We start from the raw sequence: 19,635 nt of genomic DNA, 5'->3' as shown, positions 1-19,635 counted from the left end.
GGTGCGGTGAGTGGCAATGGGCAGAAGCAAACGATTGCGGATGCGCTGCTGGCCGTCAAACGGGCTATTTCTCAACGGTTTGGCATGACAACGTTCTGCGGCGCGCCCGCATGCCACGCCTCGATGTTCAGTAGCGTCGTGTGCGCGATCTCGGCCAGCGCCTCGCGCGTGAAGAATGCCTGGTGTGACGTGACGATCACGTTCGGGAACGTCAGCAGGCGCGCGAGCACGTCGTCCTGCAGCGGCAGGTCGGAGTGATCCTCGAAGAAAAGCCCGCTTTCCTCTTCGTACACGTCGAGCCCGAGATGGCCGAGCTGGCCGCTCTTGAGCGCGTCGATCAGCGCCTGCGCATCGACGAGGCCGCCGCGCCCCGTGTTGATCAGCATCGCGCCGTGCTTCATCCGCGCGAGCGTTCGTTCGTCGATCAGGTGGTGTGTCGACGGCAGCAGCGGGCAATGCAGGCTGACGATGTCGGCGTGATGCAGCAACTCGTCGAGCTCGACGTAGCGCGCGCCGAACGCGATCAGCTCGTCGTTGTACGGCGGCATCGAGTGCGCGAGCACGTGCATCCCGAAACCCATCATGATCTTCGCGAACACGCTGCCGATGATGCCGGTGCCGATCACGCCGACGGTCTTGCCGTGCAGGTCGAAGCCGAGCAGCCCGTTCAGCGAGAAATCGCCTTCGCGCGTGCGTGCGACGGCGCGCGGCAGGCGGCGGTTGAGCGCGAGGATCAGTGCGACCGCGTGCTCGGCGACCGCGTGCGGCGAATACGCGGGCACGCGTACGACCGCGATGCCGAGCCGTTCGGCGGCGGCGAGGTCGACATGGTTGAAGCCCGCCGAGCGCAGCGCGATCAGCCGCGTGCCGCCGTCGGCGAGCCGCTCGAGCACGGCCGCATCGACGGTGTCGTTGACGAACGGGCAGACGACGTCATAGCCGTGCGCGAGGATCGCCGTTTCCGCGTCGAGGTGCGACGGCTGGAAGTGCAGCCGATAGCCGAACTGCCGGTTGGCGGCGGTGAATGAATCGTCGTCGTACTGCCGGCTGCTGAACAGGATCACGCGCACGCTGCACCTCCGATGGCTGACGCGCGCAGTTTACTGCAGGCCCGTGACGATATCGGCGTGTTCGGGCCCGCGCACCGGCCGCAGGAAGCCGTAGTCCGTCCGCTCGCGGGCGGCCGGCGCGCCGAAGTGCTCGAGTGCGTGCTCGACGAAGCTGCGCGTGCGGGCCGGCACGTACTGGCGGTTCGGATAGACGAGCGACAACTGCGCGTCGGGATCGTCGATCCGGTAGCCGGCCATCAGCCGCACGAGCGTGCCGTGGTTGAGCGCGTCGGCCACGCACGGCTCGGGCAGCACCGCGATGCCGGCGCCGGCCACGGCCGCCGCCTGCACGAGCGCGAGCTGGTTGACCGTGCAGGCCGGGCGCACCGTGACCGAATGGGCGACGCCGTCGTGACCGACCAGTTGCCACGTCGGTGCGTGCTGGTGCGGCGCGAGCGTGACCCAGTCGTGGCCCGGTAGATCGTCGGGCACGCGCGGCTCGCCGCGCCGGTCGAGATAGGCCGGCGCCGCGCACGCGACGAACGGGTTCGGCGCGAGCGCATGGCCGATCAGCGACGGGTTGCCGTCGAGCCGGGTGCCGGTGACGATGCCGACGTCGTAGCCCGAATCGAGTACGTCGAGCGGGCCTTCGGCGACGGTCAGCTGCACGCGCAGCTCCGGATAGCGGTGCCGGAAGCTGCTGACGAGCGGTGTCAGCGCCAGCGGCGACAGCAGCCCCGACGCGACGACGCGCAGCGTGCCGGCCGGTTCGCGCGCAGCATGCGCGACCGACGATTCGAGGTGGTCGAATTCCTCGAGCAGCGCGCGGCAACCATCGAGGTAGCGCACGCCGGCCTCGGTGAGCGACAGGTTGCGCGTGGTGCGATGGATCAGCCGTGTGTTCAGGTGGCCCTCGAGCATCGCGATCGAACGCGTGACGAGCGCATTGGACACGCCGAGATGGTGCGCCGCGCGCCGAAAGCTTTGCTGTTCGGCGACGCAGACGAATACACGCATGGTCTGAATCTGGTTCATGGCTTGCGTATTTCTGGCCCGGTTGATTGATTTTGGTTGTGATTTATCGCCGCACGACATCGAAAGCGCATTGTGCGGCCCCAGCTCTCCCTCGTATCGAAAATCGAATTTCGATTCCGCAGACGATTGTTCAATACGGAACCGATATCCGTCAACCTGAGAAAATGGGCGGCTTGCGTAAAATCGAAATCGCGAGTACCGGTTTAACGCTGCAATGCAGCAAGATCCTCCCGGGAAAAACGGTGCGGTATTGGAATAAGCGCCGAGGCGGCCGGGATTGCCTATTCCAATCAACGTGTTGAGCTAAATTCATGCGAACCGTGACAGGGCAATTTCGGAATCGCTCCCCAATACATGCCGCAATAGTGGATGTTTTTTCCACGTTCGGATTTTGTGTATCGAATTCGCTCCGCGATTTGTATCAGGTGACCGCTCCATTTCGTTCGAACCGAGAATCCGGCTGAACCGCCGGTGTCGGCGAATCGTTGCCGATATTGACGGAGAAAATCGTGCGGGCGGAACTCGAATGGAACCGTTTCGGAACCGGCCGGCAATCCCTTTTTCAATCCGGCGGGTCGTGGCGCAACCGGCTGGCCCGGTCCGGCGACCGGCCGGCGTCGCGCTGTCCGGACGTGCGTGCCTCTTGCGCGGGGCGGCGGAACGCGGAATGATCGACCAGTTCGCCGTGCCATGTCACGGGCGTCCGAGCATTTTCCTTTCCTCACCTTTTTCCAGCCATGTCCATCGATTATTCGCCGATTCCCTGTCCCGTCGTCGTGCCGCTCGACGCGATCCTGCCCGAAGAACCGCTGCTGATGATGGGGGCCGGCCCGGTTCCGATCCCGGCCGCGGTGGCCAAGGCGAACACGATCGTGATCAACCATCTCGGCGCGACGATGGCGAAGATCATCGAGCAGGTGAAGGAGATGGCGCGCTACGTGTTCCAGACCCGCACGAAGTGGGTGCTCGGCGTTGCGGGCCCCGGCTCGGCCGCGATGGAAATGGCGATCTCGAACCTCGCGTGGCGCGGCACGCGCGTGCTGTCGATCCGCAACGGCTTCTTCAGCGCGCGGATGGCCGAGATGGCCACGCGCGTCGGCGCCGACGTCGCGACGCTCGAAGTCGCCGACCGCGCGGTCGCGAGCCTCGACGAGATCGCCGACGCGATCGCCCGCGAGCGGCCCGAGATCGTCACGATCGTGCAGGGCGAGACGTCGAACACCGTATGGAACCGCGACCTGCGCGACATCGCCGCGCTCGCGAAGGCGGCCGGCGCGCTGGTGGTCGTCGACGCGGTGTGCACGCTGTCGACGATGCCGCTCGAGATGGACGCGTGGGGCATCGACGCGGTGATCACCGGCGGCCAGAAGGGGTTGTCGTCGATTCCGGGCGTGTCGCTGATCGCGTTTTCCGATGCCGCGTGGGAACGCATGAAGAAGCGCCCCGAGCCGAATGCGCACTGGTGCCTCGACATGGCGCTCGCGGAGAACTTCTGGCACAACGCCGGCTATCACTACACGGCGCCCGTGTCGGGCGTGCTCGCGCTGCACGAGGCGCTGCGGCTCGTCTGCGCGGAGACGCTCGAAAGCCGCTTCGCGCGCCACCTGCGCTGCTCGCTGGCGCTGCAGGCGGGTGTCGAATCGATGGGGCTCAAGCTTTATGCGCCGAAGGACTGCCGGCTCAATTCGGTGGTCGGGATCGAGACGCCGGAGGGGCTCACGCCGGGAATGGTCTGCGGCCATATCTCGAAGCAGTACCAGGTCGAGATCTCGGGTTCGTTCGGGTTGCCGATCGTGCGGATCGGACAGATGGGCGAGCAGTGCCGCGAACACAACCTGTTCCGCACGCTGCATGCGTTCGGCCGCACGATGGTCGACCTGAAGGTGCCGGTCGACCTGCCGGCCGGCGTCGCCGCGCTCGAACAGGAACTGTCGCGGCGCGGCGCGTAAGCGCGGAACAGCGCCACGGGGCCGCGCTCAGCGGCCCTGCATCGCGCGCCGGTACGTATTCGGCGTCGTGCCGTGCGCGTCGCGAAAGCGATGGCTGAAGTGGCCGGCGTTCGCGTAGCCGCAGTCGGCCGCGATCTGCGCGAGCGGCAGCGCCGTCGTGCGCAGCAACTCGCGTGCCCGAGCGAGCCGTTGCTCGGCCACCCATGCGTGCGGCGCACGGCCGAACGACAGCCGGAACATCCGCGAGAAATGGTATTCGGACAGCGCGGCGACCTCGGCGAGTTCGCCGAGCGTCAGCGGCTGCGTCAGGTACGTGTCGATGTAGTCGCGCACGCGGCGGCGCACGGCCGGCGCGAGCCCGCCGCGGAACGACGTGTCGGTGCGCGTCGTGCTCTGGCCGCGCAGCAGCAGGCTCAGCACGTCATGCGCGGTTTCGTTCGCGCGCAGCCGGTCGTCGGCATCGTCCCAGCCGTCGAGCGCGAGCGAGCGCAGCAGCGCGGCGACGCGCGCATCCTCGAAATAGGTGCGATCGGCCAGCTTCAGTTCGCGCGGTTCGCGGTCGAGCTCGCGGATCGCGCGCTGCGTGAAGTGTTCGGGCAGGAAATACAGGTGGATGAAATGCATTTCGCCGCGCACCCACCAGCGCGATTCATGGTCGCCCGGCAATGCGCACAGCAGGCTCGGCGCGCCGTAGCGCGGCACGCGCTGGCGCTCGGTCCGGTAGCCGCCGTCGAGGTAGCACGACAGCGTGTGGTGACCGGGCTGCTCGTAGATCGTCTCGCTTTCGTCGGTGATCCGCGTCCATTCGGCGATCGCGAGATGGTCGCCGAGCCACGCGAAGCGCTCGAGCGTCGCGTTCGCGTCGGCGAGCGTGCGGCAGACCGACTGCAGGCCGAACGGCAGATCGCCGCCGGCCAGGGCGGCGGCGCGGTCGACGGGCGGGGCGCAGAGGGAGGGACTCATGATGCGCCGAGTATAAGCGGCCGCGCGACCGCGTGCGCGGGGTCCCGAAAAAGACCGCAATTCCGGACAATCGGCACGCGCGGTGCGGCGGCATAGTCGGGATCCCGATTCACCCGATTTCCCGGATTGTCGCCATGAACCTGTCGCTTTATTTCGTCACCGTGCTGATCTGGGGCACCACCTGGATCGCGATCAAGTGGCAACTCGGCTCGGTGCCGCCGCCCGTGTCGATCGCGTGGCGCTTCTGGCTCGCGGCCGCCGTGCTGTTCGCCCTGCTGCGCGTGATGCGCCGGCCGGTGCGCCCGCCGCGCGAAGCGTGGCGCTTTCTCGTCGCGCAGGGCTTCGCGCTGTTCTGCCTGAATTTCCTGTGCTTCTACTATGCGGAGCAGGTCGTGCCGAGCGGGCTCGTCGCGGTGATCTTCTCGACCGCGCCGCTGTTGAACTCGATCAACGGCCGGCTGTTCATGGGCCGCCCGCTGCGGCCGTCGGCGATCGCCGGCGCGCTGCTCGGTCTGACCGGCATCGCATGCCTGTTCTGGCAGCAGATGGCCGGCCATCTCGACGATCACGCGACGTGGATCGGGCTCGCGATCGCGTTCGCCGGCACGATGTGTTTCTCGGCGGGCAACCTGCTGTCGAGCCGGATGCAGTCGATGGGGCTGCACCCGCTCGCGACCAACGGCTGGGCGATGCTGATCGGCGCGGCGATCCTGACCGTCGGCAGCGCGGTGGCCGGAATGCCGTTCACGCTCGACATGAGCCCGCGCTATCTCGGCGCGCTCGTGTACCTGGCCGTGCCGGGCTCGGTGATCGGCTTCACCGCCTACCTGACGCTCGTCGGCCGGATCGGGCCGGAGCGCGCCGCGTACTGCACGGTGCTGTTCCCGATCGTCGCGCTGGCCGTGTCGACGGTGTTCGAGGGCTACCAATGGTCGCCGCTCGCGGTGATCGGGCTGCTGCTCGTGGTGGCCGGCAATCTCGTCGCGTTCGATCTCACGCGCCGGTTGTTTCTGCGGACGGCGTGACCGCGCCGGCCATCGCAACGGCCGCCATATAAAAAAACGCCTGCGCGATGCAGGCGTTTTCTTTTTGACGCGACGGCGCCGCGACTTTCGCAACTGGCCGCCGTGGGGCGAGCGGCGTGATCAAGCCGCCGCGCCGCTTCCCGCCACACGCGTCTGCCGCTGATACAGCACCATCGACAGCGCGACGCCCGCGGCGGCGGCCACCGCCGCGAACAGGAACACCTGCGGATAGCCGAACGCGCCCGCGACATAGCCGGCGAGCGGGCCGGTGATGCCGAGCGACAGGTCGAGGAACACCGAATACGCGGACAGCGCCGCGCCGCGGCTCGCGGGCGGCACGAGTGCGACGGCCTCGACGCCGAGCGCCGGGAAGATCAGCGCGAAGCCGAAGCCCGTCAGTGCCGCGCCGACGAGCGCGACGTGCGGCACCGGCGCGAGCCACAGCAGCACGAGGCCCGCGCATTCGAACGCGAACGACACGATCGCGACGCGGAAGCCGCCGTGGGTCTTGATCGTGTTCGCGAACAGCAGGCGCGCGCCGATGAACAGCGTGCCGAACACGGTCAGCGACAGCGCGGCGTTCGGCCAGTGGCGCGCCGCGTAGTACAGCGTGACGAACGTCGCGATCGAGCCGAAGCCGGCCGAGCCGAGCGCGAGGCCGAGGCCGTGCGGCAGCACGCGCGTGAACACGCTCGCATACGACATCCGTTCGCCGTGCACGAGCGGCACGGCGGCGATCAGGCGGGCGAGGTAGAAGCCGAGCGCGGCCAGCGCGATCACGATCACGCCGATCAGCGCCGGATTCAGCGTATGGGCGATCGCGACGCCGACCGGCGCGCCGAGCGCGAGCGCGCCGTAGGTCGCGATGCCGTTCCACGAGATCACCTTCGCGTTGTGCGCGACGCCGACCCGGCCGATGCCCCACAGGATCGCGCCGGTGCCGCACAGGCTTTCGCCGACGCCGAGCACGAGCCGGCTCGCGATCAGCAGCACGAGGCTCGCGACCGGCCAGTGTGCGAGCAGCAGCGCGACGAGCAGCAGCACGCCCGACACGCCGCAGCCGACCAGCCCGCGCAGCACCGTCTGCTTCGGCCCCAGCGTATCGGCGAGGCGCCCGGCGAGCGGCCGCGACGCGAGCGTCGCGAAATACTGGACGCTGATCGCGCCGCCCGCGACGATCGCGGAAAAGCCGAGGTCGTCGTGGACGAAGCCCGGCAGCACCGCGAGCGGCAGGCCGATGGTCAGGTAGCAGATGAACGTGAAGCAGACGACGGACACGATTTGCAGCGTGACCGCGAACCCGCTGTGCGGCGGTGTGGCGGAATCGGTTGACATGGGGTCGGAACGAATGGCGAATCGAACGGAAAACGGCGGAGAAGGGAATCGGGATTTTCCCATGGAACCGGTTTTCACGCAGGTACCGTTTAGTTAACCGGGCCGCCGTTCGCGAAGACGACCGGCGGTCGCGGGCGCCGGGAACGGCAGAGCGCACGGTGCGGCAAAGGGCGCGGGCGGCCGGGCGCGCATATCGCGGCAGTTATATGAGCCGCATGCGCGATGGACTATGGGTTGCGGAATTTGACGGTGATAGCGTTCAAACTGTCGGAAAAACGTCGGTCGAGCGCTCCGCGCAGGCCGCCTTGCCCCCAATTTGAAGAAACACCGAGACATGAGTGAGCCGATTCGCTTCTACCATCGTCACGCGATCCGCGAAGTCAGCGGCGCGGACGTGACCCGCACCGTGCTGCAATACCTGCGCGAGGACGCGCATTGCACCGGCACCAAGGAAGGCTGCGCGGAAGGCGACTGCGGCGCGTGCACGGTCGTCGTCGGCGAACTGACCGACGCCGGCGCGGTCGAGTTCAAGGCCGTCAACGCGTGCATCCAGTTCTTGCCGACGCTCGACGGCAAGGCGCTCCTGACGGTCGAGGACCTGCGCCGGCCGGACGGCGCATTGCATCCGGTGCAGCAGGCGATGGTCGATTGCCACGGTTCGCAATGCGGGTTCTGCACGCCCGGCTTCGTGATGTCGATGTGGGCGCTGTACGAGAAGCACGGCCACGAAGGCTGCGGCAATGCGTGCGCGAAGGCGAAGGACGTGCCGACGCGCAGCGAGATCGCCGATGCGCTGACGGGCAACCTGTGCCGCTGCACCGGTTATCGCCCGATCGTCGATGCGGCGGTGCGGATGTTCGATGCGACCGGCGAAGGCGCGGCCGGCGAAGCCTCGCCGGCGCCGTCGGCGGTGGTCGACACGGCGGCGCTTGCCCGCACGCTCGCATCGCTCAAGCGCGACGACACGTTCGACTACACGGCGGCCAACGGCGCGCGCTTTGCCGCGCCGCGCACGCTCGACGCGCTGACCGCGCTGAAGGCCGAGCGTCCCGACGCGCGCATCCTCGCGGGCAGCACCGACATCGGCCTGTGGGTCACCAAGCAGATGCGCCGCCTCGACGATCTGATCTACGTCGGCCAGATCGCCGAACTGCAGCAGGTCGTGGACGGCGACGACTGGATCGAGATCGGCGCGGGCGTGACGGTCGAGAAGGCCTATGCGGCACTCGCCCGCACCTACCCGGAGCTGACCGAGATGTGGAAGCGCTTCGCGTCGCTGCCGATCCGCAACGCGGGCACGATCGGTGGCAACGTCGCGAACGGCTCGCCGATCGGCGATTCGATGCCGGGCCTGATCGCGCTCGGCGCGCGGGTCGTACTGCGCGGCCGCGACACGGTGCGCGAGCTGCCGCTCGAAGCGCTCTACACGGGCTATCAGCAAAAGGACATGGCGCCGCATGAATTCGTCGTCGGCCTGAAGGTGCCGACTCGCATCGGCGCGCGCGCGAAGCTGCAGTTCCGCACCTACAAGCTGTCGAAGCGGTTCGACTCCGACATCTCGGCCGTGTGCGCGGCGTTCGCGTTCATCGCGGACGGCGACACGATCCGCGAGCCGCGCGTCGCGTTCGGCGGGATGGCGGCGACGCCGAAGCGCGCCACGCATACGGAAGCCGTGCTCGACGGCGCACAGTGGCACGAAGCCACCGCGCAGGCCGCGATGCAGGCGCTCGAGCGCGACTACCAGCCGCTGTCCGACATGCGCGCGACGAGCACGTATCGCCTCGATACCGCGAAGAACCTGATGTTCCGGTTCTGGCTGGAGACGCGTCCGCACGACCCGCTGCCGCCGCAGGCGCTGAACGTGCGCGAAGTAGCCGCCGAAGTTGCCAACGACGCGGCGCGCGTCTGAAGACGGAGAACACCGAACATGAACCAGCAAGCAGAACCGTTCCTCAGCACCGTCGACCCGCAGGCCGACGCCGCGCAAGTGCACGTGTCGCGCGCGCACGAGTCCGCCCACCTGCACGTGAGCGGGCGCGCCACCTACACCGACGACATCCCGCTCGTCGCGGGCACGCTGCACGCGGCGCTCGGGTTGTCGGCGAAGCCGCACGCGAGGATCGTGTCGATGAACTTCGACGCGGTGCGCGCGACGCCGGGCGTGGTCGCCGTGTTCACGGCCGACGACATCCCGGGCGTCAACGATTGCGGGCCGATCGTCCACGACGATCCGGTGCTCGCGAAGGGCGTCGTGCAGTTCGTCGGCCAGCCGATGTTCATCGTCGTCGCGACGTCGCACGAGACCGCGCGGCTCGCCGCGCGCCGCGCGCAGGTCGACTACGAGGAGCTGCCCGCGATCCTGACCGCGCAGGAAGCGCGCAAGGCCGAAACCTACGTGATCCCGCCGCTGAAGCTCGCGCGCGGCGACGCGGCCGCGCGGCTCGCCGCCGCGCCGCACCGCGAGTCGGGCGAGATGCTGCTCGGCGGGCAGGAGCAGTTCTACCTGGAAGGGCAGATCGCGTACGCGGTGCCGAAGGACGACGACGGGATGCACGTGTACTGCTCGACGCAGCACCCGAGCGAGATGCAGCACCTCGTCGCGCACGTGCTCGGCGTCGCGTCGCACAACGTGCTGGTCGAATGCCGCCGGATGGGCGGCGGGTTCGGCGGCAAGGAATCGCAGTCGGGCCTGTTCGCGTGCTGCGCGGCGCTTGCCGCGTGGAAGCTGCTGTGCCCGGTGAAGCTGCGTCCGGACCGCGACGACGACATGATGATCACCGGCAAGCGGCACGACTTCCATTACCGCTTCGACGTCGGCTACGACGACGACGGCCGCATCGACGGCGTCGCGCTCGACATGACGTCGCGCTGCGGCTTCTCGGCCGACCTGTCGGGCCCGGTGATGACGCGCGCGGTGTGCCACTTCGACAACGCGTACTGGCTTGGCGACGTCGACATCGCCGGCTACTGCGGCAAGACCAACACGCAGTCGAACACCGCGTTCCGCGGCTTCGGCGGCCCGCAGGGCGCGTTCGCGATCGAATACATCCTCGACGACATCGCGCGCTCGCTCGGCCGCGATCCGCTCGACGTGCGCTACGCGAACCTGTACGGCAAGACCGAACGCAACGTGACGCCGTACGGGCAGACGGTCGAGGACAACGTCCTGCACGAGCTGCTCGGCGAACTCGAGACGACGAGCGACTACCGTGCGCGGCGCGCGGGCGTGCGCGCGTTCAACGCGCGCAACCCGGTGCTGAAGAAGGGCATCGCGCTCACGCCGGTGAAATTCGGCATCGCGTTCAACGTCACGCATTTCAACCAGGCCGGCGCGCTGGTGCACATCTACACCGACGGCTCGGTGCTCGTGAACCACGGCGGCACGGAAATGGGACAGGGGCTCAACACGAAGGTCGCGCAGGTGGTCGCGCACGAGCTCGGCATCCGCTTCGGCCGGATCCGCGTGACGGCGACCGATACGAGCAAGGTCGCGAACACGTCCGCGACCGCCGCGTCGACGGGCTCGGACCTGAACGGCAAGGCCGCGCAGGACGCTGCGCGTCAGTTGCGCGAGCGGCTCGCGGCGTTCGCGGCGAAGCAGTTCGGCGACGGCACGGTCGATGCGGCCGACGTGAAGTTCGGCAACGACTTCGTGTGGATCGGCGGCGCGAGCGTGCCGTTCGGCGAAGTGATCGCGAAGGCCTACCTCGCGCGCGTGCAGCTGTGGTCCGACGGCTTCTACGCGACGCCGAAGCTGCACTGGGATCAGTCGAAACTGCAGGGCCGCCCGTTCTACTACTACTCGTACGGCGCGGCCGTGTCGGAAGTCGTGATCGACACGCTGACGGGCGAGATGCGCACGCTGCGCGTCGATGCGCTGCACGACGTGGGCGCGTCGCTGAACCCGGCGCTCGACATCGGCCAGGTCGAAGGCGCGTTCATCCAGGGGATGGGCTGGCTGACGACCGAGGAGCTGTGGTGGAACCAGGGCGGCAAGCTGATGACGCATGCGCCGTCCACGTACAAGATCCCGACGGTGAACGACACGCCGCCCGAGTTCAACGTGCGGCTGTTCCAGAACCGCAACGTCGAGGACAGCATCCACCGCTCGAAGGCCGTCGGCGAGCCGCCGCTGCTGCTGCCGTTCTCGGTGTTCTTCGCGGTGCGTGACGCGATCGCGGCAGTCGGCGATTACCAGGTGAATCCGCCGCTCGACGCGCCGGCCACCGGCGAGTCGATCCTGCGCGCGATCGGCGCGGTGCGTGCGGCCCGCGCGGGCCAGGCAGGCTGACATGAAACGCTCTTTGCGCGTGCTTCGTACGTTGCCCGCTCACGGCGGCACGGCCCGGCGGAGGCTGGAATGAACGGGCCGGCCCAGCCGTCGCGCGCCGCGTCGACCCCGGCGTTCGCGCAAGGCACCGGCCAGCGCAACCGCGCGACCGGCGCGCCGGCGCCGATGCACATCGTGCTGTTCGGCGCCGGGCACGTCGGCCACGCGCTCGTCACGCTGCTCGGCGCGCTGCCGTGCGTCGTGCAGTGGGTCGACACGCGCGACGAGCTGTTCCCGGACGAATGTCCGCCGAACGTGCAGCCGGAGCCGACCGACACGCCGGAGGCCGTCGTCGACGCGGCGCCGCCCGGTGCGTACTTCCTCGTGATGACGCACAACCACGCGCTCGACTTCTCGCTCGCCGCGCAGATCATGCGGCGGCGCGACTACGCGTACTTCGGGATGATCGGCTCGCGCACCAAGCGCGTGAAGTTCGAGCGCCGGCTCGTTGCGCGCGGCGTCGACCCGGCGCGGCTCGTCGAGATGGTGTGTCCGATCGGTGTCGCCGGCATCGTCGACAAGGCGCCGGGCGCGATCGCGGTGGCCGTCTGCGCGGAGCTGCTGCAGGCACGCTCGGGCATGCGGGTGGCCGATGCGAAGGCGGCGGTGGCCGGGCGCGCACGCGAAGACGTGTCCTGCGCGCGGTAAAACGCCGATGTCGCGCGGCCGGCGCACGGCCGCGCGTTTTTGCATACACTGCACGACGACGCGCGGCAGCGGGCCGTGCTTCACCTCACCGTGCACACCCATGTCCGATCACTCCGTCTATCTCGACGCGCTCGATGCGAGCCTCGTCGTCATCGAGCGCTGGCTGTCCGGCGTCGATACCGCGCCGGCGGCGCTCGATGCGCTGCTCGCGGCGTTTGCCGCCGATTTCACGATGACCCTGACCGACGGCCGCGTGGTCGACCGTGACGGCACGCGCGCGCTGTTCGCGAAGCTGGCCGGCGCGAAGCCGGGGCTGCGCATCACGCTGTCGGAGATCCGCGTGCTCGCGGCCGACGCATCGCATGCGGTGATCGCCTATCTCGAAGCGCAGCATGCGGCGGCGGGCGAGTTGCCTGCGCGCCGTGCGACCGCCGTGTTCGCGCGCGACGCGGCGGGCGTCGTGCGCTGGACCCATCTGCAGGAAACCTTCTGCACGGCCTGAGCGGCCGCGCTGTCGAACGGTCGCGCGGCGCGCCGGCCGCGCGTCAGCGCTTGCGCGTGCGGGCGACCGTCAGCTCGTCGGATACGCTCTGCATCAGCGCGCACAGCCACGCGATGTCGGTCGGCCGATCGGGCTGCGGATGCGTGAGCAGGTAGCTCTTGATACGCGGGAACGGCACGGGCGGCGCGACGACGACGAGCGGCAGCAGTTGCGCATAGTGCGTCGCGAAGCGGCGCGTCGTCGTGAAGATCAGGTCCGACTGCAGCAGCACCTGCGGCACGATCCCGAAGTACGGCAGCGTCGTCACGATGCGTCGCGTGAGGCGTGCGCGCGCGAGGCCGATCTCGATCGCGTTGCGCTTGTCGCCGGTGTACGGGGTGGGCGCGACGTGCGCGGCCGACGCATAAGCGTCGCGCGTGAGCGGCACGCGGGCGAGCGGATGCGCGTCGCGCATCAGGCACACGATCGTGTCGGAGAACAGGTCCTGGCGCGCGAATTGCGGGTCGGGCTTCGGCCAGTTGCCGATCACGAGATCGAGCGCGCCCGATTCGAGCGCACCCGCGTGGTCGAGCGCGGGATTCAGCGAATCGATCTCCAGATGGGCATGCGGCGCCGCGTCGCGAAAGCGCTCGATCAGCGTCGGCATGAAGAAATCGTTCAGGTAGTCGGGCGCGGCGACGCGGAACGTGCGCCGCGCGGACGACGGATCGAAGTCGCCGTGCGGCGTCGCGATGAAATCGACCTCGCGCAGCGCGCGCGATGCGGCGTCGAGCAGCGACGCGCCGTATTCGGTCGGCACCATGCCGGACTTGCCGCGCACGAGGATCGGGTCGTTCAGCGTCTCGCGCAGCTTGCGCAGCGCGGTGCTGATCGCGGGCTGGGTCTGGTTCAGCCGCAGCGCGGCCTGCGTGACGCTGCGCTCGAGCAGCAGCGTGCGCAACACGCGCACGAGCCAGATGTCGAGCGAGGCGGTACGGTCGTCGTCTTCCATCGATTGGGGGTGATTCCGGTGACGCGTAACCTTACCGCAGCCGCGCGTTGCCGTGCGTGATACCGGCCATCACGCGCGGCCCTTCGGCAGCGTGCTGATCCGCTTGACCTCGCGCGATTCGAGCCAGTTCGGCGTGCGCGCGCAGTACAGCACCATCGGCAGCGCGTCCTCGCCCCAGAACAGCTGCTTGTTCATCCAGAAGGTGGGCACGCCGAACACGCCGAGCGAGATCGCGTCGGTCGTGTTGCGGGTCAGTTGTGCAGCGGTTTCCTCGAATTCGATCAGCTCGTCGCCGTGGCCGACGCCGACGCGTTCGCACAGCGCCGCGAAGCCTTCCGGTGTCGACGGATCGTTCCCTTCGCGCCAGATGAAGCGAAACATTTCCAGCACCGTCACGATATCGGCGCGCAGCGCGATCGCGAGGCGCAGGACCTTGTCGGAATCGAACGGATGCGCGGGCGGCATCTTGAAGCGGATGCCGAGTTGTTCCGCGCGAAACAGCGCATGCCGGTACGTGAACACGCGTTTGGCCGGCACGTCGGCGCTCGGGCGTTGGCCCCAGTGGCGCTGCAGGTCGGGCAGCGAGACGGCGACCGGGTTGAACGGCACGTCCGGCCATTTGTCGTGCTGTTCGAGCAGCAGATACGAGAACGGCGACACGAAGTCGAAGAACCAGGCGGGTTGGGCGGTGTCGAGGCCGGTTGTCATGTCGTTCTCCAGAAGGTGGGGCGTGCGGCGCCTGGCGGCGGCCTCCATGTTACGCGGCGGCGCGCGCATGCAGCAATGATCGCGGATCGTTCGCTTACGCGGAACCGGGAGTCGCCCGGGGGGCGTCGCCGGCCGGCGGCGGGTCGGTTACCGTGCGTGCCGGCGGATTGCCGGCGCCGGGCGGGGCCGCCGGCGCGTCCTGGTCGTGCGCGGTGAGCCGTTCGCGCACGAAGCCGATGTGCTCGCGCAGCACGTAGAACTGCCCCGCGTACGCGAGCGGCATCTTCATCCGGTTCACCGCTTCCTCGATGTCGTCGAGCTCGTCGAGCAGCTTGACGCGCTCCTCGGCCGTATGTTCGCCGAGCGCGCTGCGCTCGAGCGCGATCAGCGCGCCGTACCAGCGGTAGATGCGCGAGCGCACGCGCCAGCCGTACAGCGACGGCACGAGCCGCAACCCGGGAATCAGCACGACGATCAGCGGCACGACCACCACCAGCAGCCGGTCGACGAGGCTCGCGACCCAGAACGGCAGCCGTCGGTACAGGAAGGTCTTGCCCGACTTGTAGTAGCGGGCGGCATCGTCGGACAGCGGGAAGCCGCGCGTGACGGACGACGGGAATTCGCCTGCGTGCTGCAGGATCGTCGCGTGGCCGTGCACTTCGCGCGCCGCCTCGATCAGCAGGTCGGACAGCGCGGGGTGCAGCGAGTCGCGCGCGACGAGTTCGATCGTCGGCGCGACCGTGTGGATGTCGGCGGGCGGCAGGTTGCGGCCGAGATCGTAGACGCCCATCGGCAGCGTGATCGCGGTCAGGTACGGAAAGCGCCGCGCATACGCGTCGGCCTGCGTGAACGAGTAGACGTGCACGCCCGGCGCGCGGAACAGCTTCGCCATCACCGGGATCTGCGTCGAGTCGCCCGACAGGAACGCGGCGTCGATCTTGCCGTCGAGCAGCGCGGTCGCGGCGTCCTCGCCGGCGGTCGGCAGGAGCTCGGTCGGGCCGCCCGGCACGATGCCGTTCATCTTCAGCAGCGCGAGGCTCAGTTCGCGCGCGCCGCTGCCTTGCGCGCCGAGCGCGAGCCGCTTGCCCTTGAAGTCGGACAGGCGCCCGACGACCGGGCCGCGGTACATGATCGCGAGCGGCACGTAGCCGATGCTGCCGAGCGACACGAGATGCTCGTCGCGCTCCTTCGGGCCGATGCCGCTCTGCACGAAGCCGACGTCGACCGGCGCGTTCGGGTTCGACAGCCGCGCGAGGTTCTGCGCGGAACCTTCGGACGATTGAACGTCGAGCGTGACGCCGTTTTTCGCGAGGATCGTCTTGTATTTCTGGGCGGCGTTCCAGTAGGTGCTGCCGGGCGGCCCGGACGAAATCACGAGCGTGGACGGCGGCGCCGGCTGGATCAGCTTGACCGCGAGCCAGACGGCCGCGCCGGCGAGCAGCACGGTCGGGCCGATCGACAGCGCGAGGTCGCGCCACGAGACGGCGACGAAGCGGGCGAGGATACGGCGCGGCGGGCGAGGGCGGGCTGGCTTCATGGGATCGGCGGATGACGCTGGCGTGACGCATCGGTGACGGTCGTCACCGGATGACACGGATGCTCGCGGCGATGGTACCCGGTTTCGCCGTGCATGCGCGAGTCGCGGCGGGATTGCACGGCGGCGCGGCGACAGCGGCGCGCGCCGTCGCGTCAAAAGCTTTGCGCTTCCGCGGGCGCTGGATTACATTGTGCGACGCAGCCGCGCCCGAATCGCGCGCGACCCGGCACGTCATCAGACCGGGCGCGTCCGGCCGGCGGCTGTCCGGCCCGGCCGGCCCGCTTTCGCGTGCGCCGGCCGCCGGCCCGTGACGCCTCTCTCGTATCGCCGTGGAAAACACCGGCTGTCCCGCCCGTTCGCGCGCGGGCCGGCTGTTTTTGGGGGTATCCGGCCGTACTGTGCACGGCCGTTCCGGAGTGATAAGGAGATAGCATGAAGTCGATCGTGTTGAGAGCGTTGGGTGTCGCCGCCGTGGCGGCCTGTCTGTCGGGCAGCGTGTATGCGCAGTCGAGCGATGCAGCGGCAACGGAAGCGCCGTCGGCCGCGGCGAGCGCGCCGAAGGCCGCCGCGAAAACCGCGAAGAAGGCGAACCGCAAGCTCGGCTACGCGGTGCGCAAGGCCATTACGAAGGCAGGCGGCATCGACGTGGCGAACCTCGTCGTGCGTTCGAAGGGCGGCGCGATCTCGCTGGAGGGCACGGTGCCCGACCAGGCACAGATCGACAAGGCGGAAGCGGCAGCCAAGAGCGTGAAGGGCGTGACGTCGGTCACGAACAAGCTGACGGTTCAGCAGCAGTAATGCCGGGCGGCGGCGCGCGAGCGCCGCGTGCGCCCGTTTCCAGGCGGGCCCCGGCATGCCGGGGCCCGTTTGCGCTTCAGACACCGAACGCCGTGCGCGGCGCGGCGGCGGACCGATAACGATATCGAGGGGGCGGCGATGACGAAGCTCGGGTGGGGCAGGCGGGTGGTGTGGGGGGCGGCGCTGGCCGCGGTCGCGATGCTCGGCGCCTGCAACGGCGACGAGTCGGCCGAGCGCAACCGGTTGCCCGGCTTCGTGTCCGGCAGCGTGCGCACGACGGCCTACGACGGCGCGAGCGACGACCTGCTGACGGCCGGCCTCGGCAAGACGGGCCTCGCCGCGGCGAGTGCGCCCGGCTTCGCGAACCCGTCGCGGCCGACGAGCGCCGAATTGCGTCGCCTTGCCATCTGGTCGAACTACCGCGCGCTCGTCGACATGAGCGCGAACGGCGGCTACGGCCGCTTCTGGGGGCCGAACGTCGACCTCGACGGCAACGATACGCTCGGCGAAGGCAAGATCCCCGGCACCGAATATCTCGCGTATGCCGACGACGGCAGCGGCGCGAAGAACGTGACGCTGCTCGTGCAGGTGCCCGCGAGCTTCGATCCCGCGCGGCCGTGCATCGTCACCGCGACGTCGTCCGGCTCGCGCGGCGTGTACGGCGCGATTTCCGCGGCCGGCGAGTGGGCGCTCAAGCGCGGCTGCGCGGTGGCCTACAACGACAAGGGCGGCGGCAACGGCGCGCACGAGCTCGGTTCCGACACCGTCACGCTGATCGACGGCACGCTCGCCAACGCGGTGCTGGCCGGCACCGCGAGCCTGTTCACCGCGAACGTGACGAGCGGCGATCTCGCCGCGTTCAACAGCCGCTTCCCGAACCGCTATGCGTTCAAGCACGCGCATTCGCAGCAGAATCCCGAGCAGGACTGGGGGCGCGTGACGCTGCAGTCGGTCGAGTTCGCGTACTGGGCGCTCAACGAGCAGTTCGGACCGCTGATCGACGGCGCGCGTCACGGCGTGCGCTATCGCGCGGGCGACATCACGACGATCGCCGCGTCGGTCAGCAACGGCGGCGGCGCCTCGCTCGCGGCGGCCGAGCAGGACGACCGCGGCTGGATTACCGCGGTCGTGGTCGGCGAGCCGCAGATCAACGTGCGGATGGCGCCGAATGCGGTCGTTCGCGCGGGCGGCCAGCCGGTGCCGTCGTTCGGCCGGCCGCTGGCCGATTACGCGACGCTCGCGAACCTGCTGGAACCGTGCGCGGCCGCATCGGCGTCGCTGGCCGGCGCGCCGTACCTGAGCGCGCTGCCGGCCGCGACCACGCAGTCGATCCGCGCGCAGCGCTGCGCGACGCTCGCCGCGGCCGGGCTGGTGGCGGGCGCCGACACGCAGAGCCAGGCGGCCGACGCGCTCGCGCAGCTCCATGCGGCCGGCTATCTGGCAGATTCCGACCTGCTGCAGGCGTCGATGTGGGATTCGCAGGCGATTCCCGCGATCGCGGTCACCTATGCGAACGCGTACACGCGCTCGCGCGTGACCGACAACCTGTGCAACTTCAGCTTCGCGACGACGAACCCGGCGACCGGCGCGGTCGCGGCGCCCGCCGCGTCGCCGATGCCGGCCGTGTTCGGCGCCGGCAACGGCGTACCGCCGACGGCCGGCATCAATCTCGTGTTCAACAACGGCGCGGGCGTCGACCACCGGCTCGCGACGCCCGACGCGAGCTTCGCGGGCGCGCTGTGCCTGCGCCAGCTGTGGACGAACGGGATGCTCGGCATGCCCGCGAACGTCGACGCGGTGCGCGTGAACGCGAACCTGCACGGCAAGCCGGCGATCATCGTGCAGGGCCGCAGCGACGCGCTCGTTCCCGTGAACCACGCGTCGCGCGCGTACGTCGCGCAGAACGGCATCAGCGAAGCCGGGCGCAGCCAGCTGGTGTTCTACGAAGTGACGAACGGCCAGCACTTCGACGCATTCCTGTCGGTTCCGGGCTTCGACACGCGCTTCGTGCCGGTTCACTACTACAACGTGCAGGCGCTGAACCTGATGTGGAAGCACCTGAAGAACGGCGCGCCGCTGCCGCCGTCGCAGGTGATCCGCACGGTGCCGCGCGGCGGCACGCCGGGCGCCGCACCCGCGCTGACGAGCGCGAACCTGCCGCCGATCTCGGCCGCGCCGGGCGCGAACGCGATCTCCGCCGGCGTCGGCACGATCGACGTGCCGCTCTGACGGCGGCCGTCGCGCCGCCTCCGAAGAAGCCGGACAGCCGTCCGGCTTTTTTTACGTCGCCTGGAATCGGTCCCGTACTGCCTTTTATCCGAATGGCGAGCGCCGTAACAAATTATTACTTTACGGCCATAAATCCGGAACCTATTATGCGCCGGTATTTTCACTTAATTTAATAAATTCCAGATACGAGAATATTCCTTTCCTTTTAGTTAATCGATCCTTTCGATTTTATTCAGTCGGCTCGCGTCGCGATTGATCGCCGTTTCGCGATTAATCGGTATCGCGCCGACCGGGATCGTTCGTCTGTTCGAAGTGAAGGCGCGTTGCCGGGCGGGCTTCGCAGGGCGTCCTTTGGACGTCGATTTCGTGCGCATGCGAATTCGCGAAATGCATTCGTATTGCTGCAAACCGTTGAATTGCCGTTCGCAATGGAATTGATTCCATTGTGCGGTTGCAAAAAACGTGGGTGGGGTAAATCGTGCCGATCGGTATTCGCCGATCCGGTAAAAAACTCGGAGTGCGTCGCATAACGAATG

15 protein-coding genes are annotated in these 19,635 nt (G+C 68.7%); 8 read left to right on the top strand and 7 right to left on the bottom strand.

The window, feature by feature from the left end; genetic code table 11:
• Positions 1 to 71: 71 nt before the first annotated feature.
• Together WS89_RS15100 and WS89_RS15095 are read right to left on the bottom strand one after the other, a co-directional pair.
• Positions 72 to 1,070, bottom strand: coding sequence for a 2-hydroxyacid dehydrogenase (locus tag WS89_RS15100; protein WP_059791718.1), 999 nt, complete (start codon positions 1,068 to 1,070; stop codon positions 72 to 74).
• A 30-nt stretch (positions 1,071 to 1,100) separates the two neighbouring features.
• On the bottom strand, positions 1,101 to 2,084 hold the full coding sequence (locus WS89_RS15095) for a LysR family transcriptional regulator (RefSeq protein WP_059791716.1): 984 nt from the start codon (positions 2,082 to 2,084) through the stop codon (positions 1,101 to 1,103).
• A 737-nt stretch (positions 2,085 to 2,821) separates the two neighbouring features.
• On the opposite strand from WS89_RS15095, the gene WS89_RS15090 reads away from it, so the two are divergent.
• Positions 2,822 to 4,033 carry a pyridoxal-phosphate-dependent aminotransferase family protein gene (locus WS89_RS15090; RefSeq protein ID WP_059791714.1) on the top strand — a complete coding sequence of 404 codons (1,212 nt, stop codon included), beginning with the start codon at positions 2,822 to 2,824 and terminating at the stop codon, positions 4,031 to 4,033.
• Between the two features lie 27 nt (positions 4,034 to 4,060).
• Here WS89_RS15090 and WS89_RS15085 read toward each other — a convergent pair whose 3' ends face one another.
• Positions 4,061 to 4,996 (bottom strand): helix-turn-helix domain-containing protein, encoded by a 936-nt coding sequence (locus tag WS89_RS15085; protein WP_059791712.1) that lies wholly within the window; start codon positions 4,994 to 4,996, stop codon positions 4,061 to 4,063.
• Between the two features lie 134 nt (positions 4,997 to 5,130).
• On the opposite strand from WS89_RS15085, the gene WS89_RS15080 reads away from it, so the two are divergent.
• On the top strand, positions 5,131 to 6,021 hold the full coding sequence (locus tag WS89_RS15080) for a DMT family transporter (RefSeq protein WP_059791710.1): 891 nt from the start codon (positions 5,131 to 5,133) through the stop codon (positions 6,019 to 6,021).
• 120 nt (positions 6,022 to 6,141) lie between these two features.
• Here the strand turns inward: WS89_RS15080 and WS89_RS15075 are convergent, their stop codons facing one another.
• Entirely contained in the window at positions 6,142 to 7,356 is a 1,215-nt protein-coding gene (locus WS89_RS15075; RefSeq protein WP_059791708.1) for an MFS transporter, read from the bottom strand.
• 334 nt (positions 7,357 to 7,690) lie between these two features.
• Here WS89_RS15075 and xdhA point away from each other — a divergent pair, with 334 nt between their 5' ends.
• The 4 genes from xdhA (at position 7,691) to WS89_RS15055 (ending at position 12,836) form a co-directional block, all read left to right on the top strand.
• Positions 7,691 to 9,265 carry a xanthine dehydrogenase small subunit gene (gene xdhA, locus WS89_RS15070; protein WP_059791707.1) on the top strand — a complete coding sequence of 525 codons (1,575 nt, stop codon included), beginning with the start codon at positions 7,691 to 7,693 and terminating at the stop codon, positions 9,263 to 9,265.
• A gap of 18 nt (positions 9,266 to 9,283) precedes the next feature.
• Positions 9,284 to 11,647, top strand: coding sequence for a xanthine dehydrogenase molybdopterin binding subunit (gene xdhB, locus WS89_RS15065; RefSeq protein WP_059501096.1), 2,364 nt, complete (start codon positions 9,284 to 9,286; stop codon positions 11,645 to 11,647).
• Between the two features lie 69 nt (positions 11,648 to 11,716).
• Positions 11,717 to 12,334 carry a xanthine dehydrogenase accessory protein XdhC gene (gene xdhC / locus WS89_RS15060; protein WP_059791705.1) on the top strand — a complete coding sequence of 206 codons (618 nt, stop codon included), beginning with the start codon at positions 11,717 to 11,719 and terminating at the stop codon, positions 12,332 to 12,334.
• Between the two features lie 100 nt (positions 12,335 to 12,434).
• Entirely contained in the window at positions 12,435 to 12,836 is a 402-nt protein-coding gene (locus WS89_RS15055) for a nuclear transport factor 2 family protein (RefSeq protein WP_059791704.1), read from the top strand.
• 43 nt (positions 12,837 to 12,879) lie between these two features.
• On the opposite strand, the gene WS89_RS15050 is transcribed toward WS89_RS15055, so the two are convergent.
• The 3 genes from WS89_RS15050 to WS89_RS15040 all read right to left on the bottom strand — a co-directional run bounded on the left by WS89_RS15050 (position 12,880) and on the right by WS89_RS15040 (position 16,072).
• The gene (locus WS89_RS15050) at positions 12,880 to 13,827 is read right to left on the bottom strand and encodes a LysR family transcriptional regulator (RefSeq protein WP_034206550.1); all 948 of its coding nucleotides are present in this window, start codon (positions 13,825 to 13,827) and stop codon (positions 12,880 to 12,882) included.
• 69 nt (positions 13,828 to 13,896) lie between these two features.
• Positions 13,897 to 14,535: a 2-hydroxychromene-2-carboxylate isomerase gene (locus WS89_RS15045; protein ID WP_059791702.1), complete on the bottom strand. Its 639-nt coding sequence runs from the start codon at positions 14,533 to 14,535 to the stop codon at positions 13,897 to 13,899.
• 94 nt (positions 14,536 to 14,629) lie between these two features.
• Complete coding sequence (locus tag WS89_RS15040; RefSeq protein ID WP_059791700.1) at positions 14,630 to 16,072, bottom strand: TAXI family TRAP transporter solute-binding subunit; 1,443 nt, start codon at positions 16,070 to 16,072, stop codon at positions 14,630 to 14,632.
• Between the two features lie 432 nt (positions 16,073 to 16,504).
• On the opposite strand from WS89_RS15040, the gene WS89_RS15030 reads away from it, so the two are divergent.
• Both WS89_RS15030 and WS89_RS15025 read left to right on the top strand, forming a co-directional pair.
• The gene (locus WS89_RS15030) at positions 16,505 to 16,870 is read left to right on the top strand and encodes a BON domain-containing protein (protein WP_059501100.1); all 366 of its coding nucleotides are present in this window, start codon (positions 16,505 to 16,507) and stop codon (positions 16,868 to 16,870) included.
• A 138-nt stretch (positions 16,871 to 17,008) separates the two neighbouring features.
• Positions 17,009 to 19,099 (top strand): D-(-)-3-hydroxybutyrate oligomer hydrolase, encoded by a 2,091-nt coding sequence (locus WS89_RS15025; protein WP_059791696.1) that lies wholly within the window; start codon positions 17,009 to 17,011, stop codon positions 19,097 to 19,099.
• Positions 19,100 to 19,635 lie beyond the last annotated feature (536 nt).

The organism is Burkholderia sp. MSMB1072 (assembly GCF_001524725.1).
Lineage (GTDB): Bacteria > Pseudomonadota > Gammaproteobacteria > Burkholderiales > Burkholderiaceae > Burkholderia.
Note: the sequence above shows the minus strand (reverse complement) of the source record. Positions and strands in the feature narration are given on the sequence as shown.